The organism is uncultured Helicobacter sp., from assembly GCF_910577135.1.
Taxonomy (GTDB): Bacteria; Campylobacterota; Campylobacteria; order Campylobacterales; family Helicobacteraceae; genus Helicobacter_C; species Helicobacter_C mastomyrinus.
This window is the reverse complement of the sequence record NZ_CAJTLL010000004.1, coordinates 107,701-134,457: the sequence shown is the minus strand read 5'-3', so window position 1 is coordinate 134,457 and position 26,757 is coordinate 107,701. Positions and strand designations below refer to the sequence as shown.

Annotated in this window: 24 protein-coding genes; 13 read left to right on the top strand and 11 right to left on the bottom strand. The window is 38.6% G+C overall.

Translation table 11 applies throughout. The features are described from left to right. The 6 genes from QZ289_RS03475 to QZ289_RS03450 all read left to right on the top strand — a co-directional run. Positions 1-914: hypothetical protein (locus QZ289_RS03475; protein WP_367260612.1), on the top strand; the 914-nt coding region annotated here is incomplete at its 5' end. Continuing rightward, the gene (locus QZ289_RS03470; RefSeq protein WP_295699217.1) at positions 911-1,681 is read left to right on the top strand and encodes a glycosyltransferase; all 771 of its coding nucleotides are present in this window, start codon (positions 911-913) and stop codon (positions 1,679-1,681) included. The genes QZ289_RS03475 and QZ289_RS03470, both read left to right, overlap by 4 nt. 1 nt (position 1,682) lies before the next feature. Next, positions 1,683-2,573, top strand: coding sequence for a Gfo/Idh/MocA family oxidoreductase (locus QZ289_RS03465; protein ID WP_295699214.1), 891 nt, complete (start codon positions 1,683-1,685; stop codon positions 2,571-2,573). After that, complete coding sequence (locus QZ289_RS03460; protein WP_295699213.1) at positions 2,573-3,691, top strand: FAD-dependent oxidoreductase; 1,119 nt, start codon at positions 2,573-2,575, stop codon at positions 3,689-3,691. Before QZ289_RS03465 ends, QZ289_RS03460 begins: the two co-directional genes overlap by 1 nt. 352 nt (positions 3,692-4,043) lie before the next feature. After that, positions 4,044-4,826, top strand: a complete 783-nt coding sequence (locus QZ289_RS03455; protein WP_295699210.1) for a TSUP family transporter — start codon at positions 4,044-4,046, stop codon at positions 4,824-4,826. A gap of 562 nt (positions 4,827-5,388) precedes the next feature. Beyond that, complete coding sequence (locus QZ289_RS03450) at positions 5,389-5,625, top strand: hypothetical protein (protein WP_295699209.1); 237 nt, start codon at positions 5,389-5,391, stop codon at positions 5,623-5,625. A 223-nt stretch (positions 5,626-5,848) separates the two neighbouring features. On the opposite strand, the gene QZ289_RS03445 is transcribed toward QZ289_RS03450, so the two are convergent. Further along, on the bottom strand, positions 5,849-6,355 hold the full coding sequence (locus tag QZ289_RS03445; protein WP_295699232.1) for a DNA-deoxyinosine glycosylase: 507 nt from the start codon (positions 6,353-6,355) through the stop codon (positions 5,849-5,851). Positions 6,356-6,491: 136 nt separating this feature from the next. Here QZ289_RS03445 and QZ289_RS03440 point away from each other — a divergent pair, with 136 nt between their 5' ends. From QZ289_RS03440 to QZ289_RS03430, 3 genes are read left to right on the top strand one after another with little or no spacing between them, the layout of a single operon-like run. Then, positions 6,492-7,151, top strand: coding sequence for an amino acid ABC transporter permease (locus tag QZ289_RS03440; RefSeq protein ID WP_295699207.1), 660 nt, complete (start codon positions 6,492-6,494; stop codon positions 7,149-7,151). Next, complete coding sequence (locus QZ289_RS03435; protein ID WP_295699205.1) at positions 7,151-7,807, top strand: amino acid ABC transporter permease; 657 nt, start codon at positions 7,151-7,153, stop codon at positions 7,805-7,807. The genes QZ289_RS03440 and QZ289_RS03435 overlap by 1 nt, the downstream gene beginning before the upstream one ends. Then, entirely contained in the window at positions 7,804-8,544 is a 741-nt protein-coding gene (locus QZ289_RS03430) for an amino acid ABC transporter ATP-binding protein (RefSeq protein ID WP_295699204.1), read from the top strand. Before QZ289_RS03435 ends, QZ289_RS03430 begins: the two co-directional genes overlap by 4 nt. Here the strand turns inward: QZ289_RS03430 and rsfS are convergent. The 3 genes from rsfS to nikR are packed head-to-tail and all read right to left on the bottom strand — an operon-like array spanning position 8,539 to position 10,060. Further along, on the bottom strand, positions 8,539-8,904 hold the full coding sequence (rsfS, locus tag QZ289_RS03425; protein ID WP_295699201.1) for a ribosome silencing factor: 366 nt from the start codon (positions 8,902-8,904) through the stop codon (positions 8,539-8,541). The genes QZ289_RS03430 and rsfS overlap by 6 nt on opposite strands. A gap of 30 nt (positions 8,905-8,934) precedes the next feature. Then, entirely contained in the window at positions 8,935-9,636 is a 702-nt protein-coding gene (locus tag QZ289_RS03420) for a nicotinate-nicotinamide nucleotide adenylyltransferase (RefSeq protein WP_295699198.1), read from the bottom strand. Next, positions 9,629-10,060 (bottom strand): nickel-responsive transcriptional regulator NikR, encoded by a 432-nt coding sequence (gene nikR / locus QZ289_RS03415; RefSeq protein ID WP_295699196.1) that lies wholly within the window; start codon positions 10,058-10,060, stop codon positions 9,629-9,631. Before nikR ends, QZ289_RS03420 begins: the two co-directional genes overlap by 8 nt. A gap of 525 nt (positions 10,061-10,585) precedes the next feature. Between nikR and QZ289_RS03410 the strand changes: the two genes are divergently transcribed. Then, positions 10,586-10,915 carry a hypothetical protein gene (locus QZ289_RS03410; protein ID WP_363322765.1) on the top strand — a complete coding sequence of 110 codons (330 nt, stop codon included), beginning with the start codon at positions 10,586-10,588 and terminating at the stop codon, positions 10,913-10,915. Positions 10,916-10,978: 63 nt separating this feature from the next. Here QZ289_RS03410 and QZ289_RS03405 read toward each other — a convergent pair whose 3' ends face one another. After that, positions 10,979-11,419, bottom strand: coding sequence for a cupin domain-containing protein (locus QZ289_RS03405; protein ID WP_295699228.1), 441 nt, complete (start codon positions 11,417-11,419; stop codon positions 10,979-10,981). Positions 11,420-11,923: 504 nt separating this feature from the next. Next, positions 11,924-12,136, bottom strand: a complete 213-nt coding sequence (locus QZ289_RS03400) for a hypothetical protein (protein WP_295699194.1) — start codon at positions 12,134-12,136, stop codon at positions 11,924-11,926. A 367-nt stretch (positions 12,137-12,503) separates the two neighbouring features. Here QZ289_RS03400 and exbB point away from each other — a divergent pair, with 367 nt between their 5' ends. The 3 genes from exbB to QZ289_RS03385 are packed head-to-tail and all read left to right on the top strand — an operon-like array spanning position 12,504 to position 13,992. Continuing rightward, a complete protein-coding gene (gene exbB, locus QZ289_RS03395) occupies positions 12,504-12,926 on the top strand; it encodes a TonB-system energizer ExbB (RefSeq protein ID WP_295699192.1) in 423 nt (140 codons plus the stop codon). A gap of 18 nt (positions 12,927-12,944) precedes the next feature. Then, positions 12,945-13,325 (top strand): TonB system transport protein ExbD, encoded by a 381-nt coding sequence (gene exbD, locus QZ289_RS03390; protein ID WP_295699191.1) that lies wholly within the window; start codon positions 12,945-12,947, stop codon positions 13,323-13,325. Continuing rightward, on the top strand, positions 13,291-13,992 hold the full coding sequence (locus QZ289_RS03385; RefSeq protein ID WP_295699189.1) for an energy transducer TonB: 702 nt from the start codon (positions 13,291-13,293) through the stop codon (positions 13,990-13,992). The genes exbD and QZ289_RS03385 overlap by 35 nt, the downstream gene beginning before the upstream one ends. 516 nt (positions 13,993-14,508) lie before the next feature. On the opposite strand, the gene QZ289_RS03380 is transcribed toward QZ289_RS03385, so the two are convergent. The 5 genes from QZ289_RS03380 to QZ289_RS03360 form a co-directional block, all read right to left on the bottom strand. Further along, entirely contained in the window at positions 14,509-14,949 is a 441-nt protein-coding gene (locus QZ289_RS03380; protein ID WP_295699186.1) for a c-type cytochrome, read from the bottom strand. Between the two features lie 34 nt (positions 14,950-14,983). After that, the gene (gene fusA, locus QZ289_RS03375; protein ID WP_295699184.1) at positions 14,984-17,062 is read right to left on the bottom strand and encodes an elongation factor G; all 2,079 of its coding nucleotides are present in this window, start codon (positions 17,060-17,062) and stop codon (positions 14,984-14,986) included. 13 nt (positions 17,063-17,075) lie between these two features. Further along, positions 17,076-17,543, bottom strand: coding sequence for a 30S ribosomal protein S7 (gene rpsG, locus QZ289_RS03370; protein WP_295699182.1), 468 nt, complete (start codon positions 17,541-17,543; stop codon positions 17,076-17,078). A 13-nt stretch (positions 17,544-17,556) separates the two neighbouring features. Then, entirely contained in the window at positions 17,557-17,946 is a 390-nt protein-coding gene (gene rpsL / locus QZ289_RS03365) for a 30S ribosomal protein S12 (protein WP_002955409.1), read from the bottom strand. Between the two features lie 93 nt (positions 17,947-18,039). Beyond that, positions 18,040-26,724, bottom strand: coding sequence for a DNA-directed RNA polymerase subunit beta/beta' (locus QZ289_RS03360; RefSeq protein WP_295699176.1), 8,685 nt, complete (start codon positions 26,722-26,724; stop codon positions 18,040-18,042). Positions 26,725-26,757 lie beyond the last annotated feature (33 nt).

Genomic DNA, 26,757 nt, shown 5'->3' with positions numbered 1-26,757 from the left:
CCCCCCCCGCTAGAAAAGAGACATCTCAAGACATATCTCACACATCTGTGCTGCAAAACACTTTTGTAGATACTCCTTGCTTTAGCTCATCGCAAGATTATTTAACTTATATCACCTCCTCTATTCCCAATATTAGAATCTTAGAGATTTCCACACCCGCTGGAGATTATAAGCATATCGGTACAATCAAATATGAAATCTTTTTACAGCATTGCATTGGGGATTATCTGCTTTTTATGGATTTAGCCACAGATTCTATTCAAGATGCGCTCAATATGCTTCATATATGCAAAGAATATGATTTAGTCATTGGCATTGCTCGCTCTAAGCCACGTAGTCTTATGCAAAAAATAGGTGCAAAAATCTTTTATAACACATTGCATATCCTTACCCATAGCGGGAAAAAAGAGCACTACAGCGAGTTTTGCGCTCTCTCACGCAAGTGCATTCACTCTCTTTTGCATACACAAGATGATATTAAACTCCTTAAAATCACACATTTTGACAAAGCCCTTAAAATGTATCAATATCCCTACACGCCTATGTATATCCCGCATAGAAATTTTGTAGAATCTCTAAATATTGGGCTTGATATTATCATAGGGCAATCTTACAAACTCCTGCGATTTGGCACTTGCCTCTGTCTCCTCTTTGCTCTTGTCAATATCATATACGCACTCTATATCCTTGCCTCATATATCTTTATGCCACATATTTCACAAGGCTGGACTTCTACATCGCTGTATTTAGTGAGTATGAATATCGGCTTATTCCTTATGCTTTCCATCATAGGAGAATACATACGCATCATACTTTTGCGTTTAAAAGGCAGCGCGCCCTATGAAATCATCAATGAGCAAAGCTCGGTAGTGATTGATTTTAAAGATAATAATATCCAAAGGAATCCCCTATGAATCACACTCTTAATATCATAATCCCCGTGCTCAATGAGGAAAAACGTCTACAAAAGGGCATAGAAGAAACTCTGCGCTTTTTACAAACGCACAAGATTCCACATATTCTTAGCATTGTCGATAATGGCTCAAGCGATAGTACTCCTATTTTGGCACAATCTTTATGTAAGAGATTTAATAGCCCTGCTTTAGATTCACAAATAAGCTCAAGGCTTGAATATATCCGCTTAGAGCAAAAAGGCGTAGGTCTAAGCTTACGCGCTGCTATCAAGCATAATGCAACAAGAAGCAATCCTTGTGCCTTCATAGGCTATATGGATATTGATTTATCCACAGATTTGCAACATTTATGCGAAGTATATGAGCGTTTATGCAATGGCGCAAATATCGTAGTAGGATCGAGACTCTTACAAGATTCTCAAGTATCTGGTAGAAGCAAGAAGCGCGAGATACTCTCACGTATGCTTAATGTCTTGCTACAATGCGTATTAAAGACTACATTTAGCGATGCGATGTGCGGGTTTAAATTCTACCAAGCCTCTATCGCTCAGCATTTAGTAGCACATTGCAATGAAGATACAAGCTGGTTTTATTGCGCTCAAATACTTATAATCGCGGAGCAACAAGGCATTAAAATAGAGGAAATCCCTGTAAAATGGGACGATGAACCCACACATTCAAAAGTAAAGATTCTAAGCCTCTCACGCATTTATTTATATCAAATATGGCAATTATGGCTTAAGCGATATAGGGATAAGAGGGGATAATATGCGCAAAAAGGCTGTTTTAATCGGGAAAGGATATTGGGGGAGCATTCTTCAAAACTATATTTACAAAGATTATCAACTTATTGCTATTTTTGGGAAGGATTATAGAGAAAATGATTTAATACAAGCCCTGCAAGAAGCCGATGTAGCCTTTATTGCTACGCCACTTAAAGCGCATTTTTCACTTTGCAAAATTGCATTAGAATGTGATTGCGATGTCTTTGTAGAAAAGCCCACTACACCTACATTATCAGTATTTGAATCACTCCTATCCATCGCTCAACACACTAAGCATATCATTTTTACAGACTATATTTATACCTTTTCGCGTTCTATACGATATGCCTTAGATTTTCTTGCCTCAAATCGGGGGCATTTACAATCCATTCACGCCACGCTCACACAATATGGGGCATTCTATGAAGATGAAAGTGTTATAGAAGTATTAGGGGTGCATTATTTAAGTATCCTAGCTCAAATGTGCCAAAAAGGTATCTTAGAGTATCTTTTGCCCACTCGCAGTATCTTTTGTGATAAAGACAAGCAAAGTGTCTGCATCGATATAGAATCTTCTCACAAAGGCAGTCCTATACATATTAGGCTTGATTGCTCCTTACTTCATAACACTAAGGCACGTATCATACAATTTCACACAGACGAATGCCAACTCCAAGTAGATATGCTCTCCCCCGTTCCATTTAGTGTCTCTCCTTTGCTCACAAATGTGAATCTCCCCGTATTTGATGAAAAAAACAATCTCTCTCTAAGTCTTCAATATTTTCATCAAGCACTCAATGATAGGGCATTTTATACATCACATCTGCAATTATGCAAACAAGTCTTAGAGCTAATGGATAGAAGCAATCTCATAGCTACATTTCAAGGCTCATAATGTGCCAACATTATGATTGTATCGTTATTGGCGGTGGATTCTATGGGGCATACTTAGCCCTGCAACTCAAGCGCAAATATCAAAAAGTGCTGATTATAGAGCAAGAATCTCATTTACTCCTTAGAGCGTCTTTTCATAATCAAGCGCGAGTGCATAATGGCTACCACTATCCTAGAAGTCTTAATACCGCCCTTAGCAGCGCAAGAGCCTTTAAAAGATTCTGCACGGAATTTGCCCCTGCTATCAAAGATGATTTTACTAAGTATTATGCGATTGCAAAAATTGGCTCAAAAACCAGCGCTACACAATTTTACAGACTTTTTAAGCAATTTGATATTTTTATAGAATCTGCTCCCATACATATCAAAGCGATGTTTAACCCTAGCCTTGTGAGCGATGTATTTGCCGTGCGAGAATATGTCTTTAATGCAGATATTTTACGCAAAATGCTTCAAGCAAAGATTGGAGATTCTAAGATTCACACCGCCTTATCTACACAAGCAACCTCACTGCATAAAATGCAACATCTCATAGCCATTCACACCTTGCGGCAAACCCAAAAAGTGCATTTCTATGCGCCACTTGTCTTTAACTGCACTTATGCGGGTATCAATACCTTGCTTCATCGCTCACATATTCAATCGCTCCCTCTTAAATATGAAATCACAGAAATGGCATTGGTTGATGTCCCTCCGCCTCTTGGCAATCTCTCCATTACCTTAATGGATGGCTCATTCTTTTCGCTTATGCCATTTCCTGCGAGGAATTGTTATAGCTTAAGCCACGTGCGCTATACACCACATATAGCTTGGAATGCCTATGAAAGCAAAGATGACCCCTACACTATGCTCTCTGCTTTTTTGCGCAATCCAACAAGCCATTTTCGGCTAATGCAGGCAGATTGTGTGCGATATATGCCATTGCTACAAGATTTAATCTATAAAGAATCTCTCTATGAGGTGAAAACATTGCAAATCAAAAATGAAATCGATGATGGCAGACCGATTGTATTTGTCAAAGACAATGATTTAAAAGGGCTGTACACGATAATGGGTGGTAAAATTGACAATATTTATGACATCATAAATATGTTTGAATTAGAAGGCATAATCACATAAATCAAATAAGAATACCCAATCAAAAGTACAAAGTGCTGAGATTCTATTATGCCCTTGCTACTACACTTTGTGCTGCAAGGCTCTTGCAACTCAAAGCAAAGCTTTTTGTTGCACCTAAAGGACACATTTATAAGCTAAGATGTTGTCTTGTCTATCAAGTGAGTTTTGAAGGTTTAGATTCTGTTTGTGCCTATGAGTCTCTAAATAATGAAACACAAATTACAAAAAATGGGAAAGTAAAAGGCAAAATAATATCCTGCACTAAAATATAAGTTTGCTTCAACTCATTTTAATAAAAAATATAGAATGATTGTTTATATCAATCCATATTTTTAATTCAAATGGAGCCCTTATGCCTGATATAATGACATCTTTTTATGACACTATAACCATACATTGGTATATTATTTTATTTCTTGCTTCTATTATTGGTGGGCTTGTAGGCTCAATCTCAGGTGGTGCAGGAATGATAACTATGCCTTTGCTTCTCCTTAGTGGGTTAAATCCACTCGTTGCTCTTGCGGTTAATAAGATTCAAGCCTGTGTAGGCTCTTTTACAAGTGCAGTACATTATTATCATCAAGGTTTGGTAGATATATCCCAAAGCAGAATCTTAATGGGTATTGCAATGATTTTTGCAGCCCTTGGGGCAATAAGTGTGCAATATATCGAACTCAACCTCTTATCGAAAATCCTACCCTTTGCTATGATAATCATAGGGGGATATTTTTTGCTCTCAAAGCATATTAGCGATGAGGATAGGACACAAAAACCACACAAATTACTAGTCTATGCAAGCACTATTGGAGCAGGATTCTATGGAGGGCTTCTCGGTGTGGGCATAGGCTCATTTGTTTTAGCCATACTTGTTAGTATTGCTGGTTATGGCTTAAGTAAAGCAGTAGCACATTCGCGCTGGATAGTCTTTAGCATTAATATCGCTTCTACACTTATTTTTATCATAGGTGGCAATGTGCTGTGGCTTCTTAGTATGGTTATGTGTATAGGACAAATCATAGGAGCAAGTCTAGGAGCAAAAATTGTCATTAAGCACGGGGCAAAGATCATTCGTCCTCTTGTGATATGCACCTCTTTTCTTCTCTCCTTGCAACTGCTTATAAAGGAATTTTTTTAAGCATTGCTATAAATTACTGCCTAGTCTTTAGCAGGAGATTAAGCTCTGCTTGTGCTATGAGGTTAGCCACTCTCTGCAAAACTATACGCAGAGTAATGCAGCAAGCAGAGCATTTCGCTATTTACAAACTTGCTTGTGATGGTAGGGTGCTTAAGGCGTGTAACCATCTTGGAATTTTATATAAAATGGGCTTGGTGTAAAGCAAAGCTATAGTGTAAGCGTAAAACTCTATCAATTTGCCTATTGGCGTTTTGACCCAATACGTGCAATAATCTTGGTGTATTGAGCGAATTTGTGAGATTTGAAGTTGGCTTATTAAATGAGTTTTTGTGCTAAGCATATTCTCACACAGAGTGCTAGTTCATACTTGCAGGTGGGTTGTAAATGTTTAGATTCTACTATGCTTTTGCTATTGCGATGCATCACCACAAAATCTTAGAAATGAGAGCAATCCTACTTGCATATTTTCCACTCTTTTGTCTATATTTTGCTTCATTTATTTTTTTTTTTTTTTGATACACTAGCGCGTCTTTTGACATTATATTTTTCTTAAGGAGTTCTTATGGTAGAAATTACACTTAAAGTTGGAGGCTTCATCGTTAAGCTATCTTATATCTTTTGTCTTATCGCTGTCATCGCTGCAGGTCTGTTATCGATTTTCAGTCCTTTTGGTGAAGGCTTCTTGGTTGGTTTGGGAATAATCGTTTTGGGATTGCCACTCGTGGTTTTGCTCTACTACACCCTTTTCCTTTTTATAGATATTCATACCCAGCTTGTTAAGCTTAATAAGAAAGCTTAATCTCTTGTGAAGCTCTCTATATTCTACGCTCAGAGGATATTCTTACTTGCTAATCTTGTAAGGTTTCTCCTACCTTATAGATATACCCCCTCCATAGGCAAAAAATGGGGGTTAAAATCCTCATTGCAGAAATCATACAGCTACGCTTTTAGCATTATGAGATTGTGCATTATATGGATTATTTCATATCTCACTTATATTATCATTATACAAAATACAAATTCTATGCTTTTACATAATCTCGCACTATTTCCCATTCACAAAGGAGCTTTTCAAGGCTGTATCGTGCGTTAGCAGGGCTTGAAGAGGGTAATAGAAAAGATTGTATGCAAAAATGCGGCTGCATACTTGCAAAATCTGTAAAAAGCGTATAAGCCTTGCGCCCATTGCAAAAAATAGCCCCAATATCCGCTTGGCTTAAAATCACATCCAAATCATTAAACTTCGCACATTTCAAACTCGCATCACTTGAATGAGCTATGCTACACTCACTCACTATATCCCATAATGCGATATGATGGGTAAGCAAAAATTGCTTCTTAGATTCTACGCTACCTTTTGTAATATCGCTTTCAAACAAATAGCTTAGAATCTGCCAAAAGCGATTGCGGCTATGAGCATAGTAAAATCCCTCATCACGCGAGATAATAGAGGGAAAAGAGCCTAGAATCAGCACTTTTGAATGCTTATCAAATACGGGCGAAAATGGGTGAGTATGATAAGTATGGATAGACATTATTTTCCTTAACGTGCAATTATTGGCTTTGCATTATAGCTTAGATTTAAGCTTAGTGCATAATTTAACAACTCTCTATATAATAGTGCGATATTTTCATAAAGATTGTAAAGAATTTTAGGGGAAGCGTATGCTAGATTTTGATTTTATGTATCAATGTGTGCCGCTTTTTAGCAAGGCTCTCTCCCTTACACTCTACATTTCTTTTTTTGGTATTTTGCTCTCACTCCTTATTGGCTTTATTGGGGCGTGGATTTTGTTTTTAAAATTGCAATTTCTAAGCCCACTTGTGGGATTGTATGTAGAATTAGCGCGTAATACCCCCCTGCTTATCCAGCTCTTTTTTCTTTACTATGGGCTGCATAGCGTGATTGATGTGAATCTTAGCGAATACACCTGTGCTATTACAGGTTTGGCATTTTTAGGTGGGGGATATATGTGTGAGAGCTTCCGCACGGGGCTAGAATCTATCCATCGCACACAGATTGAAGCCGCTCAAAGCATAGGTTTGCAACCTCATCAAATGATGTTTTACGTGATTTTGCCTCAATCCTTAAGTGTCGCCCTACCCTCTGTGTGTGCGAATGTGATATTTCTCCTTAAAGAAACCTCTGTGGTAAGTGTGATTGCCCTTGCGGATATTATGTTTGTAGCTAAAGATATTATCACAAACTACTACAAGACAAGTGAAGCTCTTGTGATGCTTATTTGCTGCTATCTTATCGTGCTATTGCCACTATCAATCGCCTTTTCGCTCTTAGAGAGATTCTATAAAAAGCGAGTGCTATAATGGAAATCTTTTTCATAGGCTCAAACGCTCTAAGATTAGCTCAAGGTGTCTTACTCACATTGCAAATCGCACTTATATCTATTGTCTTAGCCTTGCTTGGTGGATTATTGCTTGGCTTTATGATGGTATGGGGAAATCTACTTATGCGTGGGGTTTGCAGATTCTATTTAGAATCTGTGCGGATTATCCCCATTCTTGCGTGGCTTTTTATTGTATTCTTTGGCATAGCACAAGTCTTTAATGTGAATTTGAGTGCTATTACAAGTGCGATTATTGTCTTTAGCTTATGGGGGGTGGCTGAAGTGGGGGATTTAGTGCGAGGGGCTATCACTTCCTTGCCCAAACATCAAAGTGAGAGCGGCAGGGCATTAGGACTACTACAATGGCAAATCACACTTTATATTATCCTCCCTCAAGCCTTTTTGCGACTTTTGCCCTCTATTATCTCACTCTTTACGCGTATGATTAAAACTACTTCGCTTGTTGCCTTAATTGGCGCAGTGGATTTACTCAAAGTGGGACAGCAGATTATTGAGCTTAATAAATCTAATCCACATGCTAGTTTTTGGGTATATGGAGGGATTTTTTGCACGTATTTTGTGCTATGCTATCCGCTTTCATATCTTAGTAGAATCTTGGAGAAAAAATACCAATGACACAGCCATTGCTTCGCATTAGCCATTTGAAAAAAACCTATGATGGCACACATTTTGTGCTAGATGATATTTCTATGGAGGTGCAAAAGGGCGAGGTGGTGGTCATACTCGGGGCAAGTGGCTGCGGTAAAAGCACTTTTTTACGTTGCATTAATGGCTTAGAATCTACCCAAAGCGGTGAAATCCTACTCAATGGAGAGATTATAAATCATAATAAAACCAAATGGAGCAAAATCCGCCAACGCATTGGTATGGTGTTTCAAGGTTATGATTTATTCCCGCATATGAGCGTGATAGATAATATCCTTTTAGGTCCGCTCAAAGTGCAAAAGCGTAATAAAAATGAAGCAATGGCTCAAGCGACATCTCTACTCAATCGTGTAGGACTAGCACATAAAAGTAACACACAGCCTAGAGAGCTAAGCGGAGGGCAAAAGCAACGTGTGGCGATTGTGCGTGCGTTATGTATGAATCCTGAAATAATGCTTTTTGATGAAGTAACCGCCTCACTTGACCCAGAGATGGTAAAAGAGGTGCTTGAAGTAATATTAGAACTTGCTAAAGAGGGTATGACAATGCTTATTGTAACCCACGAAATGCGTTTTGCGCAAAAAGTCGCCGATAGAATCTGCTTTTTTGATGAAGGTAAATGCGTGGAAGAATCTACACCCGATATATTTTTTAGCACACCAAAAAGTGAGAGGGCAAAAAGATTCTTAAATGTCTTTGAGCTATGATGAAAATGCGGGAGTTTGAGCTTTCCCCAATGTGCTTAAAAACTCTTCAAGGTTAAATTTCTTGCGATGATTAGGCGTAAAAATATGGATCATTATATCTCCTAAATCCGCTATTACCCAATCTTCGCTTTCCTCCTCTGTAGCATAAAATACCTCACCCTTAGGCTTTAACTCACTCTTTAGATAATCAAGCAAAGCAAAGGCGTGTTTGCCTATCATTGCTGTTACAATAATGACATTATCTACGATATAATCCTTGCCTCTTAAGTCAAAAACCTCGATGTCCTCACCCTTTTTGTCTGCTAAAAGTGTGCTAATACGCTCAATCCTCGCCTGAAGATTCTCTAAATGTGTCTGCAATCTATCTCCTTAAAGAAAAAATAAGTAATATTATAGCTGAAAATGTGTCTTGATAATGCTATGAATGTTTGTAGGTATCATCTCTAGGGCTGCTTGTGTGCGTGCATTTTCTAGCAAATATCGCACCTTACTTGATGAGAATGCATCAAACGCACCCAAAGAAAAATGTTTTAGAATCTTAGCTTTTAAAGGCATTTTACACTCATCTATAGACTCTGTGTGGCTTTGTGGCAAAGGATTTTTGAGCGATTGTGGATATTGTGGATTATGTAGCAATTTACGATGAATAAGCACAAATTGCACCATTTTACATAGCTTTTGAGGTTGATTCCATTGTGCCAAAGAGGCAAAACTATCGCTCCCTAGCACAAAGGCAAACTGCGCGTGAGGATAAGTCTGCCTCATTTGCGCTTCAATCACCCCAATGCTCTGCACACTAAAAACAGGTTTATTTTGTCCCACTTCATAATCGCTTACCGCCACCTTAGGCAGAGAAGTAAGCGAGGAATACCTAGCATTATACGCATTAGCCATTATTTGGCACATCTTAAGCCGCTCTAAAGCACTAAAAAGAGGTGGCGGCTTAAGAGGATTAGCATAATTTGGCAAAAGGATAATATGCCAAAAAAGCGAATCTTCGCAGAGGAGGCGGATAATCTCACTATGTGCCTTATGCAGTGGATCAAAGCTTCCGCCATAGATTGCCACAAAGCTAGAGGGAGGATTATTCAAAGCGACTCGCACGTGTGAGCTTGGAAAACTTCACACCCTTTAATCCGCCAATCTCAATGCTAAGATTCTCAATATTGCTTCCCTTGCCGCGTAGAATAATCGTCTCAAGGCAATTATGATGATCTAAATGCACGTGCGTATTGCATAGAATCTCCACATTGCCATTATGCGTATTAGTATGCTGAATGTCAATGATTCTTTGATTGAGCTCACGCTGATGATGGTCATATATAATAGTCAAAACAGCCACACCTTGCGTATCTTCAGCACCACTGCTCCACACTTCCTCATTTAGTTTCTCACGTATCATATCGCGTACAAGCTCCGAGCGTGAGGAATAACCCTTATGCGTGAGACGCTCATCAAGTTTATCAAGCAGATTCTGCGGTAGAGATACGCTAAAGCGGATAATGCTAGCTTTCATTGATTTTCCTTTAGCAAATTTACTGAAAAATTGTAGCTGAAAAATATTAAGAAAAAGAAGTGTGAAATTAAAGTAAATGATGAATACACCAATAATCATAAGCGTGTCCTTTTGCTCTTGTTTCTATCTAAAGAGCATTCCAGCTTTTATTGCCCACTCCCCGATTCAAAGATATGCCTCTCGCCCCTCCGTAGAGAGTAAGTTTAAGCGCGAAGGGCAATTTACTTGCCCAAAGCAAGATTTTATAATAAATAAGCGATTGCAATAAATGCGAGAGTGAGAGTGGCACAAAGATGAGAAAAAGTGATGAAACGTAAGAAAATGGGATTTTAAGGGACCTTTTAAAGATGTTTTAATGCGCGTGGTGGGTGTTAAAAGATTTAAAAGGCTTAGTGGTGTTATTTTGTCGTATGAGGGATTTAAAGGCTTTTTATAAGGGCTGGGGGAGATAAGATTTAAAGGTTAGTTTTTGTAGCTAGGGATTGTTAAAACTTACTTAAATTTAATGTTTGAAATCAAAGTCAAATCTCTCACTTTGATTTTACACGAGGGATTACAACTTATCGAGCACTTTGTGAAAACAATATGAATCCTCACAGATTCCAAAAGTTAAGTGAGAAACGCCTAAATATCACTAATAAGATGGCACATAATCAAATCGCCCTTGCTATTAATACAAGCGATCATCGCTCAAACAAAGGCGATACACTTCTTATTCACACGCAGATTATTAAAAACTCAATTCCATATTTTACAACACTCTCTGCCGCACGTGTAGCAATTGAAGCAATTAAAGAAATACAAAATAGCAATATGAATGAAGCCTATGCCCTACAAGAATATCTACAAAGCTAACAATTTAAGCTTAGAATCTTATCTATCGCTTAATGCAGAATTTCTTGTAAGAATAAGACTTAGCTACTTCTTCGCTTTACTTTCTGCTTCCTTGATGTAGCCCTCATATTCGGCATCACTCAAAAGCTCTAACCAAGTAACATTCTTGCCATTTTTTTCGTGTGTAAGTGCAATATGCACGCCCTTCTCTTTCAAACCTGCTCCGTGCCAATGCTCTACATCAGAGGGGCAAAGCACCACATCGCCAACCTTTGCAATTTGTGTGATTCCCTGTTTTGTGCCTGTATAAATCGTGCCTTGCGTAACAATGAGTGTCTGTCCTGCAGGGTGAGTATGCCACGCTGTCCTAGCCTTTGGGCTAAAGATAACTTCTGCGCCACTAAAATTACGATAATCTCCACTTTTAAAAAGCATTTTTACATTCACTTCACCACTAAAGATTTTAGAATCTCCTTTAAATCCTCCAAGACTACCCGCTTTTACCACTTCTTGCGTTTTTTGCATTTTTGCCTCCTTTGTATAAGCGATATTTACGCAACCTAAAGTTGCAACCAAAGCCATAGCAATGAATTTTTGCATCTGTTCTCCTTTTGTGATATAAAAATACATTGTAAAATTATAAAACCTGACACCTAGTATTTGTCAAGGGGAGGGGGGAACAAATTTAATCAAATTGTATTTGCACAGCCTTTGATTTCCAAACTTTTATATCGCTTTGAAACTTAGAATTAGAATCCTCCACACCAGAGATTGCATCTCTCTAATAGGCAAATGTAGTAGAGAGTTAGAAACATTTGCAACCTGCACAATCAAATCTACAAATTTTGCAAGGTTGCCGGGCTGTTCGTTTTTCAAGGCATTTTCTACAAAAGATTCTTGCTATTTGTGTGCGTCATAATCTTGAATAGGAATCTCGGGCGTAATGCCCCATTTTCCGCTTTGATAGAAGTTTGTGCGGAACAATCCAGGGGCGACATTTGTTACCTTAATGCCAAAGGTATTTTATCTTTATGAGACACATCTAAAAACTTGTAAAACCCTTTGTTTGTGCTCTTGTGCTATTCTTAACCCAGCTTTTCTCAAAGTCGCAACAACACAATCTCCAGTATTTAAAGCTGCATTCATTATCACATTGCCAATTCCACCCTCACTCGCCCCACTTTTATACTTTTCAAAAAGTGCTTGTAACACAGCTTTAGAATCTACATTGTTATCGTTCATTATCCCTCCTTTTGGTTTTTTAATAAAAGGTTTGCAGTTCTTTTGAATCTGCCTTGCTTGTTTAATTTTGAACTCTTTAAAAGATTTTGATTGCATCAAAAAAAATCTTAAATAAAAATCTTTTTGCAATAAAAATACAAAGAGTGGGCAAAAATCTTAAAATAGCAAAGAGTTTTTTGTTACAACAATTTTATATCAAGTATAAAATATCACTACTGCGCAAAAGTCGTGCTTATACATTTTTATTTAACCTTTCAAACCCAATTTCCAAACACTAAGTGAAATTAAAGAAAAATATAAAGTTATCTTAAGAATGATTTTTATAATATTACAAAATAGAATTGGCATATAAGGGAGCATTATAAAAATGGAATTTCTTAAAGGTAATATAGACCATATAATTTTCGCTACATTGGGCTTAATGAGCTTTTTAAGCCTATGGTTTAGCTGTGAGAGATTGATTTTTTATATACGTATAAATCTTAACGATTATCCTAATGAAGAATTGCTAGAAGAAGCCTTGAGCAAGAATCTCACTGCACTTTATATTATTTACTCCAATGCACCCTATGTAGGGCTTTTAGGCACTGTTATTGGGATTATGATTACCTTCTATGATATGGGTATGAGTGGTGGAATGGACGCTCAAAGTATTATGGTAGGCTTATCCACTGCGCTTAAAGCGACAGCTCTTGGCTTACTAGTGGCAATCCCTACCTTGATTGTCTATAACTGCTTCGTGCGTAAAATGGACGTGGAGCTTAACCGCTACAAACTTTTACAAAAATAAGCAAAACAAGGTTAGAGAATGAGGATTCCTAAAAAAGACGGCTTAAACATCGTTCCTTTCATTGATGTGATGCTAGTGCTTTTAGCCATTGTGCTAAGTATATCGACTTTCATCGCACAAGGGCAAATCAAAGTCGAACTGCCCTATGCAAGTCAAAATCAGCAAAACAAGGAAGAAAAACCTATTGTGATTGCCATTGATAATAACAACATTATTTATTTTAATGATAAGCCTATTGATATACAATCGCTTAAGACGGAACTGAGCAGTATTGATAATAAAACGCTTATTCAACTCAAAAGCGATAAGGATTCAAAATTTGAGAGTTTTATCCAAATCGTTGATATTTTAAAGGAGAAGGGACATGAAAACTTCGGTATCTCAACCAAAAACAAATAGCAATCCCCAATGTAACAACAAATCATTCTCTACTTCTATGCGCACAGGATTCATTATTAGCGCTGTTTTGCACGTTGCCCTTGCCTTAACATTCTATGATTTTTTTCATAATAATATGGAGTTGCAGCAAAGTGGTGATAATATCACTACCATTGCCCTAGCCACTTTTCAAAATCCCTCTAATGAGGAAAATATAGAAAATCCAAAGCCCAAACCTATCACACACAAGAAAAGGCATTATCATAAAGAAATACTCAAAGAAAATGGCAAACTGAGCAAAAAAGAAGAAGAGGTCATCCCTCCTGCTCAATCTCCCAAAGCAAAGCCTGATGAAAAAGCAGAGGAAGGTGATGTGATACAGACGCTCTCTTATAGAGATGGAAGCGAAGATGAGCTATTTTCTAAAATCAAACGTGCCATTGAGCGCAAAAACAAATATCCACCTATGGCTAGGAAACGTGGATTGGAGGGGGAAGTGATAGTAGAATTTGTGATTTATAAAGATGGCAGGTTGGCGGATATCCGGATTGTGAAGCCCTCGCACGATCCTTTTAATGTCGCCGCACTCAATGCTATTAGAAAAGCACAAAATGATTTCCCTATCCTAAATATATCAACAAAAATCGAGCTGCCTATCGTATATGAGCTTAAAATGGATAATATATAAATGATTGGCTAAAGAATAAGCAAAGTAAAACTAACTTATGCGTGGTTTACATTTCAAATACTTATATTTTTAGCCCCATCTAAAAACCATATCACTATATAACAATCATAAATATAATATATCAGTTTTCTTCTCTCAATTATAAAGCCCTAAGTGCTGAACAATCCACAAGATAAACAAACTCATACTTGAAGCAAAGCTTCGTTCTGTAAATATATATATTCACAAATTGGCTTCATGTGCAAAAGAGAGAAACAAGCCATAGAATAATGCGAGATATAGTATTTAGCGATATTTACTAACACTTTATTCCACAAGAGAATAAGCGTAGCTATATGAATCTAGCTTAAACCTTCATTTGTTAGAAACCAAGCAAGTCATAAGTCAAATAGACCCAACAAATGTAATGTGTTATAATGCCGCAATAGCATAGCTATAGCGGACTTTCTCTAAAAAGAATAAATCAAAGATTTTATGAGATAAGAGAAATATAAAACAAATGAATAAGCAAAATCACTAAAATGCGTCGATATATGTTGCTAAGGCGTCAATATCCTCATCGCTTAGATTTTTTGCCTGCATATACATAATTATAGAATTACCTCCCTTGCTTAATGTCCTCTCACGGAATCCTTTAAGAGATTCTACCACTTGAGCTTTATTGAGAGAAGCAATAAGCACATTGCCTACACTACCGGGTGCGACACTTTTACCATCTTTACCGTGGCAAGCCGCACATTTAGCATAAAGTACCGCTGCATCTGGCTTATTTTGAGCTGCTGGGAGTGTTTGTTGGGGAGCTTGAGATTTATCTGCTTCAGGCATATCTTTTTGAGAATCTTCTACTCTATCCTCTACTTTATTGCCTGATGTTTCATCTGCTGCTTGCTCTACTTTATTGTCACTAGAGCAAGCAACGAAAATAATGCAGAGCACAAATAATATATATCTTAACATTTTTTAACTCCTTATAGCTTCACCTAATAAATGATTAACCTTTACGTTTTTCCATAATCTCTTTAGCAATATTGTTTGGTACTTCGCCATAATGGTCAAATTCCATTGTATATGTACCTCTACCTTGTGTAGCCGAACGTAAATCAGTTGAGTATCCAAACATTTCAGCTAAAGGCACAAAGGCATTTACAATCTTTAAGCCCATACGATCATCCATAGAGTTAATTTGCCCTCTTCGCCTGTTCAAGTCTCCTATGACATCACCCATATACTCCTCTGGGACTTCCACTTCGACTTTCATCATAGGCTCTAATAATACTGCATTTGCCTTACGACAAGCATCTTTAAAAGCCATAGAACCAGCAATTTTAAATGCCATTTCAGATGAATCCACATCGTGATAGCTTCCATCATAAAGTGTTACTTTAAAATCCACGACAGGATAGCCTGCGAGCACACCATTTTGCATTGCTTCTTGGATACCTTTATCAACAGCAGGAATATATTCTTTTGGTATCACACCGCCACTAATATTATTCACAAACTCATAGCCCTCACCGGGTTCTTTTGGTTCAAGCCTAATATGCACGTGTCCATATTGCCCACGCCCACCGGATTGTTTTGCATATTTACACTCTTGCTCTACGGCAGTGCGTATAGTCTCTCTAAAAGCGACTTGTGGCTCACCTACTTCAGCCTCAACCTTAAACTCACGCTTTAATCTATCAACAATAATTTCTAAGTGTAATTCACCCATACCGCCAATAAGTGTTTGCCCTGTTTCTTCGTGTGTGCTTACTCTAAAGCTAGGATCCTCCTCTGCAAGTTTGCCTAGTGCAATAGACATTTTTTCTTGGTCTGCCTTAGTTTTTGGCTCTACAGCAATTTGAATAACTGGCTCTGGGAAGTCCATTCTCTCCAAGATAACAGGCTGCTTCTCATCACAAAGCGTATCACCTGTCACTGTATCTTTTAATCCTACAAAAGCACAAATCTCACCCGCATAAATCTCTTTTATGTCTTCGCGTTTATTTGAATGCATTTTCAAAAGTCGCCCTACACGCTCTTTTTTACCTTTTGTAGAGTTTAGAACATAGCTACCAGATTCTAACTTCCCACGATATGCACGGACGAAGGTTAGCTGCCCTACAAATGGGTCAGTCATAATTTTAAACGCCAAACCTGCAAACGCGCCATTATCGCTTGATTCTACGCTAAGTTCAGATTCATCTTTTGGGTCAATACCTTTGATTTCTGCCACTTCAGTAGGTGCAGGGAGAAAATCAACCACCGCATCAAGTAATGTCTGCACACCTTTATTCTTAAAGCTTGAGCCACAAAGCATAGGAATAAGACTCATATTTAAACAACCAATCTTTACACCCTTTTTAATATCCTCGATACTCAGCTCCTCACCACCAAGATATTTTTCCATCAAAGCTTCATCTTGTTCTGCGGCAGCCTCTACAAGCTTTTCTCTATACTCATTTGCTTTTTCTATAAGTTCAGCAGGAATATCCTCAATATCATATTTTGCACCCATTGATTCATCATTCCACACGATAGCCTTCATTTGAATCAAATCAACCACACCCTTAAAGTTCTCCTCTGCACCAATGGGGATACTAATAGGCACAGGGTTAGCTTTTAGGCGTTGCTTGATTTGGCTCTCTACATTATAGAAATTTGCGCCGATTCTATCCATTTTGTTCACAAACACCATACGAGGCACACCATACTTGTTTGCTTGTCGCCACACGGTTTCACTTTGAGGCTGCACACCTCCCACAGAGCAAAATACCGCAACAGCACCATCAAGCACACGCATAGAACGTTCTACCTCGATAGTAAAATCAACGTGTCCGGGAGTGTCAATAAGATTAATTTGATAGTCTTTCCAAAAACAAGTTGTAGTTGCAGAAGTAATGGTAATCCCACGTTCTTTTTCTTGCTCCATCCAGTCCATAGTTGCTGCGCCATCGTGCACTTCACCGATTTTATGGCTTACACCGGTATAAAAGAGAATCCGTTCTGAAGTCGTAGTTTTACCCGCATCAATATGTGCAGCAATACCGATATTTCTAATTCTTGCTAAAGGAGTTTTTCTAGCCATTCTTTATCCTTCCTTACCAACGATAATGTGCAAATGCCTTGTTAGCTTCAGCCATTTTGTGCACATCTTCTTTTTTCTTAAAAGCTGCTCCTCTTTCATTTGCAGCATCTACTAGCTCACTTGCTAAACGCTCTACCATTGTGCGCTCATTTCTTTTACGTGTCGCCTCAAGCAACCACCTGATAGAAAGAGATTGCTGACGAGCGGGTCTTACTTCAACAGGTACCTGATAAGTCGCTCCACCTACACGGCGGCTTCTTACCTCTACAAGAGGTTTGACGCGCTCAAGCGCTTTTTCAAATACCTCTATGCCCTTTTCACCGCTTTTTTCCTCGATCCTATCAAATGCTGCATAAATGATTTTTTCACTTACACTTTTCTTGCCATCAAACATCATTTTGTTAATGAATTTTGTTACTACCTTGTTGTTATAAATTGGGTCCCCTAAAATCTCTCTCACAGGAGCTTTTCTTCGTCTCATCTCTTCTCCTTAGTTATTTTTTATCGCCACCGGCTTTTGCTTTTTTTGCACCATATTTACTACGTGAAACACTTCGTTTAGCCACACCTGCAGTATCTAATGCCCCACGTATAATATGATACTTCACACCGGGTAAGTCTTTTACACGTCCGCCACGCACAAGTACAATGGAGTGCTCTTGCAAATTATGCCCTTCTCCCGGAATATAGCTAATCACCTCTACTTTCGAAGTAAGCTTTACTTTAGCCACCTTTCTTAAAGCCGAGTTTGGCTTTTTAGGTGTTGTCGTATAAACACGTGTGCATACACCCCTTCTTTGCGGACACTCTAGTAACGCAGGGGACTTTGTCTTACGGATAACTTTCTTGCGCTCTTTTCTAATTAATTGATTTATGGTTGGCACTGACTTTCCTTTATGTAAATTTTAGAAAATAAAAAATGCGGGATTTTACCCAATGAAAACTTTTATTTCTCTTAGAGAATAGGCAAAAAATGCCTATTCTTCCTCACTATCACAATAGTATTCTTGCTCGTCGCCTTTATAAGAGAACTTTTTATTTTTATACAAGCCTGTTCCCACAGGTATCATACGTCCAAGCACAACATTTTCTTTTAAGTCATCAAGTGTATCTTTTTTAGCTGCGATACTTGCCTCTGTAAGCACTTTTGTTGTTTCTTGGAATGAAGCCGCTGAAATAATAGAATCACTTCCAATAGCCGCACGAGTAATACCAAGAAGGACAGGTTCAGCTATCGCTGGCTCTCCACCCATACGTAAGATTCTCTCATTTTCCTCTTTAAAATGTCGCTTGCTTACTAAATCACCTGCAATAAACTTTGTATTGCCACTATCAACAATCTTCACTTGGCGGAGCATTTGAGACACAATGATTTCTATATGCTTATCGGCAATACTTACACCCTGTCGGCGATATACCTGCTGCACTTCACTCACAATATACTTGTGAAGTTCTTTCTCCCCACTAATGCGTAAAATATCGTGGCTTGAGACAACACCATCTGTCATCGCTTCTCCGGCGTGGATAAACTCCTGTTCATGTACAAGAATCTTTTTATTCTTATCTACCAAGTATTCTGCCACTCGTCCATCAGCTGATGTAATAATAATACGCTCCTTACCTCGCATAGGCTTGCCAAAGCTCACTGTTCCATCAAGTTCAGAAAGAATAGCGGTATCTTTTGGTTTCCTTGCCTCAAACAATTCCGTTACACGCGGAAGACCACCTGTAATATCCTTAGATTTTGCTAATGCCTTGGGTACTTTAGCGATAATATCTGCCACTTCAACCTTATCTCCATCATTAACAGCAATAGAAGTACGAGATTCTAAGCGATAAGCCATTTCCTTACCTTCTTTTGTCGTTACAACAATCATCGGCTTGTAGCCTGCGGGCACATATTCATTAATAACAAAATTCTTTTGGTGCGTATTTTCGTCTTCTTGCTCGCTTACAGTTAGCCCTGCAACCACATCCCTAAAAGATACTACACCTGCTTGGTCGGCAATAATTGGCTCACTATAAGCATCCCATTCAGCCACCACAATCTGCTCACTTGAAGTAGGTTCAGAAATCAATGTATTGATATCCACTTCGCTATTGTCATCAACAAGAATCTTAGAGGTTCGCGCAATATAATGGCGGATTGCCTCTCTATCATTTTGGTCTGCAATAACGGCAAACATACCTTTTTCATTCACAACCATACCTGCCTTGACATTGTGATTACGTTCAAGCGTATCAGAGCGAAGTGTATAAAATTTCACAACACCTTTTTCTTTAGCAGTAATTTTTTGGGAAATGGGTGCATTATCCTCCACTTTCAATTCACTTCCATAAGGAATCCGTGTAGGCACATTCCAGCTATCCATAATAATATCAACTACACTGCCGCCCGCTTTGACCTTATAGCCACTCTCGTGCGGCACAAGCAATTTACCCTCAATCTTCCCTGCTACACCGGCAAGTTCATTTTGTTTGGCTACTTCATCTTTTCTTAAGCGATGCGTAACAGAATGTTTTTTATCACCCACAATAGTAATATGCACTTCATCATGAACACTCTCTACTCGAATTTCTCCATCAAATTCCGCTTTAATACGTGGTTCAACAACCAAAATCGCCGCATTTCTGCGATTTGCCACAATCTTTTGCCCCTTACTATTAGTGTAAGTGCGGATATTATGATAGCGGATAAAGCCCTCTTTCTTAGCTACGATTTGCTTCTCTTCTGTGCTTCTACTTGCTGTTCCACCAACGTGGAATGTTCTTAATGTCAGCTGTGTGCCGGGTTCACCGATACTTTGTGCGGCAAGCACCCCTACTGCCTCACCGGGTTTTACCATTTTAGATTCGCCAAGATTCAATCCATAACATTTCGCACACACACCCTTAGGAGCCTTACAGGTTACAGGGGTGCGTATCATCACAGACTTAACATTTGCCTCTTTAATACGTCTTGCCATCGCATTATCGATTAATACACCTTCACTAAGCAGAATCTCATTAGCAATAGGATCGATAATATCACGTGCTAGCACACGTCCCACAACACGCTCTTCAAGTGGTTCAATCATATCGCTACCCACCGTAATATCCGTAATCTCAACGCCCTCGTGCGTGCCACAATCCTCAATAGTAACTTTCATATTTTGGCTCACATCAATAAGCTTTCTTGTAAGATAACCAGCATTAGCAGTTTTTAAGGCAGTATCAGCTAGACCTTTTCTCGCACCGTGCGTTGAGTTAAAATACTCTAGCACATTCAAACCCTCTTTAAAATTTGAGGTAATAGGTGTTTCAATAATCGTGCCATCAGGTTTTGCCATTAGCCCTCTCATCGCCGAAAGTTGGCGAATCTGTGCCTCACTACCTCTCGCACCAGAATCTGCCATCATATAGATAGAGTTAAAGCCTTCTTTATCATTTTTAACTTTCTCCATCATCAATTTACCCATTTTTTCGCTCGTTTCTGTCCAAATATCAATACTCTTATTATATCGCTCTTGTGCAGTAAGAAGTCCTTGCTCAAACTCGCCCTGTATGCGCTTAATCTCTTTTTTGGCATCATCTATCATTTTTGCTTTATCGTGAGGAATAATAATATCCGCTGCAGAAATAGAAATACCTGCTTTTGTCGCGTATCTAAAGCCAAGATTCTTAAGATTATCAAGAAAAGTTGCCGTAATACCCAAGCCCCCTTCTTTATATACATAATCAATCAATATACCTATATCTTTTTTCTTCATTGTCTGATTCCAAAGACTAAGTGGCACAAAATCAGGTAAGATAGAACTTAGAATCATACGCCCAGCCGTTGTGTCAATCACACGGCGTTTATGCACAGTTTTAATACGCGCATTGATATCAAGCTCACCCATCTCAATAGCCATAAAGATTTCATCAATACTTGCAAAAACTTTATGTTCCCCTTTTACACCTTTCTTTTCTAAGGAGAGATAATACAAGCCCAAAACCATATCTTGGCTTGGCACTGCCACAGCTTTACCACTAGCAGGTAGCAAAATATTCATAGAGCTTAACATAAGCACCTTACATTCTGCAATAGCCTCTTGAGAAAGCGGCACATGAACTGCCATTTGGTCACCATCAAAGTCTGCATTAAACGCAGAGCACACAAGTGGATGTAACTGGATCGCCTTGCCATCAATAAGTTTTGGGTGGAATGCCTGAATGGATTGCTTATGCAAGGTTGGCGCACGATTAAGCAACACAGGATAGCCATCAACAATTTCTTGCAAACATTCCCATACTTCATTTGTCTTCTGACTTACCATTTTCACAGCTTGTTTAAGTGTAGTCGCATAGCCCTTCTCTTCTAACTTAGCAAATAAATGCGGCTTAAATAACTCTAAAGCCATATTTTTAGGCAATCCACATTGATCCATTTTTAAGTTTGGTCCTACCACAATCACGCTACGTCCAGAGAAATCCACACGCTTACCGAGCAAGTTCTGTCTAAAGCGTCCTTGCTTGCCTTTGATAATTTCAGAAAGGGATTTTAGGGGACGCTTATTTGCACCTTTTACAGCATTAGCATTTCTTCCATTATCAAAAAGCGCATCAACCGCTTCTTGAAGCATTCTTTTTTCGTTGCGCACAATAATTTCTGGCGAATCAAGCTCAATAAGACGTTTTAAGCGTTGGTTACGATTAATTACTCGGCGATAAAGATCATTCACATCGCTTACGGCAAATTTTCCACCATCAAGTGCCACCAAAGGACGTAAATCCGGTGGAAGCACAGGCAGAATGGTGAGCATCATCCACTCTGGACGATTACCTGAATTGATAAAGCTTTCAACTACTTTCAAACGCTTAACAATCGTCTTTTTCTTTGCTTCAGAATTAGTGAGATTAATCTCCTCACGCAATGCACTGAGAAGCACCATTAAGTCTAATTCTTCAAGTAGCTCCTTAATCGCCTCTCCACCCATTTGTGCGACAAATCCAGTATGTTCAAATCGCTGATTAATGCTTTGGAATTGCTCTTCATTAAGTACATCATATTTTAAAATAGGTTTTGTGCCTTCATTATCATAGAATGCCTCGCCGGGTGTCTTTACAATATATGCTTCATAATACAATACTCGCTCTAAATCTTTCATCTTCACACCAAGCAAAGTGCCAATACGACTAGGCAATGAACTCACATACCAAATATGCGCCACAGGAGCAACAAGCTCTATATGCCCCATTCTTGAGCGGCGCACTTTCGCACGCGTAACTTCCACACCACATTTTTCACACACTATACCCTTATAGCGCATTTTTTTATATTTACCACATAAACATTCATAATCACGCACAGGACCAAAGATTTTCGTGCAGAATAAGCCATCTCGCTCTGGTTTTAATGTGCGATAATTAATTGTTTCAGGTTTTTTTACCTCTCCATGACTCCAAGAGAGAATCTTCTCTGGACTTGCCAGAACTAGCTGAAATGAACTAAAATCCTTAGGGCGTTCATCTTCTTTAATCACAATAGGCAGAGCAGCACCATTTTCGTCTTTTTCTTCACCATAGATATTAACATCAAGGGCAAGCGACTGAAGCTCTTTTGTCAAAACATAAAATGTTTCAGGGATTTCAGATTCCCCTACGTGCTCACCCTTTGTGATAGCTTTATACGCACCTCTTCGCCCTTCTGTATCATCAGATTTAATAGTGAGCATTTCTTTTAGTGTATGAGCCGCACCATAAGCTTCTAATGCCCATACTTCCATCTCTCCAAAACGCTGCCCACCAAAGAGAGCCTTTCCACCCACAGGTTGTTGCGTAACCAAAGAGTAAGGACCTGTACTTCTTGCATGGACCTTTTCATCAACCAAGTGATGAAGTTTGAGCATATACATATAACCCACATTCACTCTTTCGCGCATTTTTTCGCCGGTTTTGCCATCATAAAGCTCTGTTTTACCATCAGTATCAATCTTTGCTAACGCAAAAAGTTTATCAAATTTCTCCTGCTCTATGCCCTCAAATACAGGAATAGCAAACTTCACACCATTACTCCAATCCCGTGCATAGCTCATCAAATCTTCATCACTCATACTTTCTAAGAATGAAACCATTGTCTTATCATTGGAATTAACTACCTGAGCAATTTCAATCATCTTTGAACGTAATGCGTTTATCCATTGTTTTGATTGAGATTGAAAAATCTCTTGAATCTGCTGTCCAAGATTCTTTCCTACCAATCCCAAATGCACCTCAAGAATCTGCCCAATATTCATACGACTTGGCACACCAAGAGGATTCAATACAATATCCACAGGCTCACCATCAGCAGTATAAGGCATATCTACCATAGGCACAATATTAGATACAATACCCTTATTTCCGTGACGTCCTGCCATTTTATCACCCACTTTGAGCTTGCGTTTTGTGGCAATATAAATTTTTACAAGTTTTACTACACCACTTGGCAAAATATCATCTTTTTCTAAAATAGAAAGCTTCTCCTCGTGTTCTTCACCTAAAGTTTTTTTCTGCTCTAAGAAGTTTCTTTTAATTTGCTCATATCGTGTTTGCACAGCCTTAGAATAACTCTTGAGAAGAATACTTAAAGTGAAAGGATTAAACGTAGCTAACTCTTCCTTGGAAATCTGTGTGCCTTTTTTGAAGACTTTATTAGCCACTTTAGCATCACTTGCGAGTTTTTCTTTAGATAGCATAAGAGAGATTCTTAAGGCTTCTTCTTGTTGAATCATCGTTAAACGATCGTGATGCTCAATATCAAGCACACGTCTTTCCTCATCGTGCGCGCTTATGGCACGTGCATCTTTCTCATAACCTTTTTTTGTGAATATCTTCACATCAACCACCGTTCCCTCAAGAGAAGGTGGGCAATAAAGTGATTTATTTACCACATGTCCGGCTTTTTCACCAAAGATAGCACGCAAAAGCCTTTCTTCAGGAGTAGGTTTCACTTCACCCTTAGGAGAAACTTTTCCTACAAGTATCATACCCGCACTTACATATGTGCCTATTCGCACAATCCCACTTTCATCAAGATGCGCTGTTTCTGATTCTTTAGTGCCTGGAATATCAGCTGTAATTTCCTCAAGTCCGTGCTTAAGCTCCCGTGCTTCAATTTCCTTTTCATAAATATGAATTGATGTAAAGGCATCTTCTTTGATAAGTTTTTCACTTACGACAATCGCATCTTCGAAGTTGTAACCATTCCATGGCATAAAGGCGACACGGATATTTTTTCCCAATGCCAGCTCACCATTATCCATACTTGCACCATCAGCAATAATTTGCCCTGCTTCTACCTTATCTCCTACTTGCACAATAGGCTGCTGTGAAAAGCAGGTATTTTGATTGGTACGGAGATTTTTACCCAAATGATAATGATCAATATATGCTCCATTGTCATCTTCACCAAGTATATAGATATTTTTAGAATCCACTCTTTCTACTACACCACTGCGAGTAGCTTTAACAGCCTCCCAAGCATCACGTGCAATGATTTGCTCGATACCTGTTCCTACCACAGGTGCATCAGGTTTAAGCAATGGGACAGCTTGTCGCTGCATATTTGAACCCATAAGCGCACGGTTTGCGTCATCGTGCTCGAGAAATGGAATGAGAGAAGCAGCCACACCTACGAGCATACGAGGGCTTAAGTCAATAAGTTGAATACGTGATTTCTCACTTAAAATAATCTCTCCATCTTTGCGTGCATCAATCAAATCTTCAACAATATGCCCATTTTTATCTACCTTTGTGCTAGCTGGAGCAATCACTATACCCTCTTCTTGTGCAGCAGTAAGATAAACAATTTCATTTGTTACTACGCCATTTTCTACTCTTTTATAAGGTGCTTCAATAAAACCTAAGTCATTTACGCGCGTATAGGTAGAAAGTGTATTAATCAAACCAATATTTTGCCCTTCTGGTGTTTCAATAGGGCAGATTCTACCATAATGTGTAGGATGCACATCTCTTGCCTCAAAACCTACTCTATCTTTTACAAGCCCACCCTCTCCAAGAGCCGAAAGTCTTCGTTTATGTGTAATTTCCGAAAGAGGGTTAGTTTGATCCATAAATTGTGAAAGCTGCCCACCGGTGAAAAATTCCATAATCGTGCTAGTAATCATCTTGCCATTGACCAAATCGTGAGGCATAATCGTATCAAACGCTCCACTTAGTGAAGTAAGCTTATCACGTATAGCTTTTTGCATTTTTACAAGCCCTGCGTGAAGTTCATTAGCCAAAAGCTCACCACTTGAACGGATTCTACGGTTACCTAAATGATCTCTATCATCAATCTTACCCAAGCCATTCTTAACTTTCAAAAGATACCGAATTGTCTTAATAATATCCTCGTGTGTGAGCACAGTAACATAATCAGGCACGTTAATTTGCAGTTTATGATTCATTTTCATACGTCCTACACGTGTCAAATCATAACGTTCAGAATCGAAGAAAAGCTGACGCATAAAGTTCTTTGCCACCTCTTTTGTTACAGGCTCACCCGGACGCATTACTTTATAGATTCTAATAGCAGCTAATTCATTCTCATCATCAATCTTTTCGCTTTGACGGAGCATTTTTAAAGATTCTGCATCAGCAATAAATGAGTTAATAATAGAGCTATCCACACCTGCAGCACTATCATTGGCTATCACAAACTCATTGATTTTTAACTCAAGGAGTTTTTTTAGCTTACTCTCATCAAGCTGTGTGAGAGTGTCAAAAAGCACTTCACCTTGCAAGTTTAAAATAGGTTGAGCAAGGAACTTATTTGTCAAACTCTCAAGGGGATATTCAATAAGATCGATTCTTGCCTCTTTAAGCTCCTTGATTTTTTTAGCAGATAGACGCTTGCCCGAAGCTACCAAAAGATTCCCTTTTGCATCTTTAATATCAAATTCTGCACGATTGCCTATACTATCAATATCAAAGGGGATAAGATATTTACCTTTTTTATATGTTACTTTCTGCAAGGGGTAAAAAATCTTAAGAATATCTTGTTTGCTATACCCCATTGCACGCAAAATAATAGTTACAGGCACTTTTCTACGCTTATTGATACGTGCATAAAGCACATCTTTAGAATCATACTCAAAATATAGCCAAGAGCCTCTATCGGGGATAATCTGCCCTGTGTAGATGAGTTTATTTGATGAAGTATTAGATTCCTCTTCTTTGAAAATCACTCCCGGGCTACGATGGAGTTGATTGACCACGACGCGTTCAACGCCATTAATAATAAAGCTTGTTCTGTCTGTCATAAGAGGAATATCGCGGACAAAAATATTTTGTTCTTTAACATCTTTTACGCCTAGCTTTTCACCCGTTTTTTCATCTTTTTCCCAAAGCACTAGGCGAATTTTTACTTGTAGTGATATAGCATAGGTTACACCACGAACCATTGCCTCATTTGTAGTATATTTAGGCTTACCAAATTTACATCCTGCATATTCAAGCGTAATGCGGTTTTGGCTATCTTGAATGGGAAAAACAGACTTGAATACCCGCTCAATACCAGATTCTCCCTCTCCCTCGATAGAAAGGAAATCATCATAGCTATCTCTTTGGAGCAATAAAAGATTAGGGACTTCGATATTTTGAGGATTTTTAGTAAAATCAGCGCGGAGTCTATTTTTCAGTTTTGTGAAGTTTGCCATGTGTTGTGTCCTTCTTATTCTATTAGATTATGA

Coding starts and splice junctions, on each gene's coding strand:
- QZ289_RS03470 (WP_295699217.1), top strand. CDS start 911: ATGAATCACACTCTTAATATCATAATCCCCGTGCTCAATGAGGAAAAA.
- QZ289_RS03465 (WP_295699214.1), top strand. CDS start 1,683: ATGCGCAAAAAGGCTGTTTTAATCGGGAAAGGATATTGGGGGAGCATT.
- QZ289_RS03460 (WP_295699213.1), top strand. CDS start 2,573: ATGTGCCAACATTATGATTGTATCGTTATTGGCGGTGGATTCTATGGG.
- QZ289_RS03455 (WP_295699210.1), top strand. CDS start 4,044: ATGCCTGATATAATGACATCTTTTTATGACACTATAACCATACATTGG.
- QZ289_RS03450 (WP_295699209.1), top strand. CDS start 5,389: ATGGTAGAAATTACACTTAAAGTTGGAGGCTTCATCGTTAAGCTATCT.
- QZ289_RS03440 (WP_295699207.1), top strand. CDS start 6,492: ATGCTAGATTTTGATTTTATGTATCAATGTGTGCCGCTTTTTAGCAAG.
- QZ289_RS03435 (WP_295699205.1), top strand. CDS start 7,151: ATGGAAATCTTTTTCATAGGCTCAAACGCTCTAAGATTAGCTCAAGGT.
- QZ289_RS03430 (WP_295699204.1), top strand. CDS start 7,804: ATGACACAGCCATTGCTTCGCATTAGCCATTTGAAAAAAACCTATGAT.
- nikR (WP_295699196.1), bottom strand. CDS start 10,060: ATGAAAGCTAGCATTATCCGCTTTAGCGTATCTCTACCGCAGAATCTG.
- QZ289_RS03405 (WP_295699228.1), bottom strand. CDS start 11,419: ATGCAAAAAACGCAAGAAGTGGTAAAAGCGGGTAGTCTTGGAGGATTT.
- QZ289_RS03400 (WP_295699194.1), bottom strand. CDS start 12,136: ATGAACGATAACAATGTAGATTCTAAAGCTGTGTTACAAGCACTTTTT.
- exbB (WP_295699192.1), top strand. CDS start 12,504: ATGGAATTTCTTAAAGGTAATATAGACCATATAATTTTCGCTACATTG.
- exbD (WP_295699191.1), top strand. CDS start 12,945: ATGAGGATTCCTAAAAAAGACGGCTTAAACATCGTTCCTTTCATTGAT.
- QZ289_RS03385 (WP_295699189.1), top strand. CDS start 13,291: ATGAAAACTTCGGTATCTCAACCAAAAACAAATAGCAATCCCCAATGT.
- QZ289_RS03380 (WP_295699186.1), bottom strand. CDS start 14,949: ATGTTAAGATATATATTATTTGTGCTCTGCATTATTTTCGTTGCTTGC.
- fusA (WP_295699184.1), bottom strand. CDS start 17,062: ATGGCTAGAAAAACTCCTTTAGCAAGAATTAGAAATATCGGTATTGCT.
- rpsG (WP_295699182.1), bottom strand. CDS start 17,543: ATGAGACGAAGAAAAGCTCCTGTGAGAGAGATTTTAGGGGACCCAATT.
- QZ289_RS03360 (WP_295699176.1), bottom strand. CDS start 26,724: ATGGCAAACTTCACAAAACTGAAAAATAGACTCCGCGCTGATTTTACT.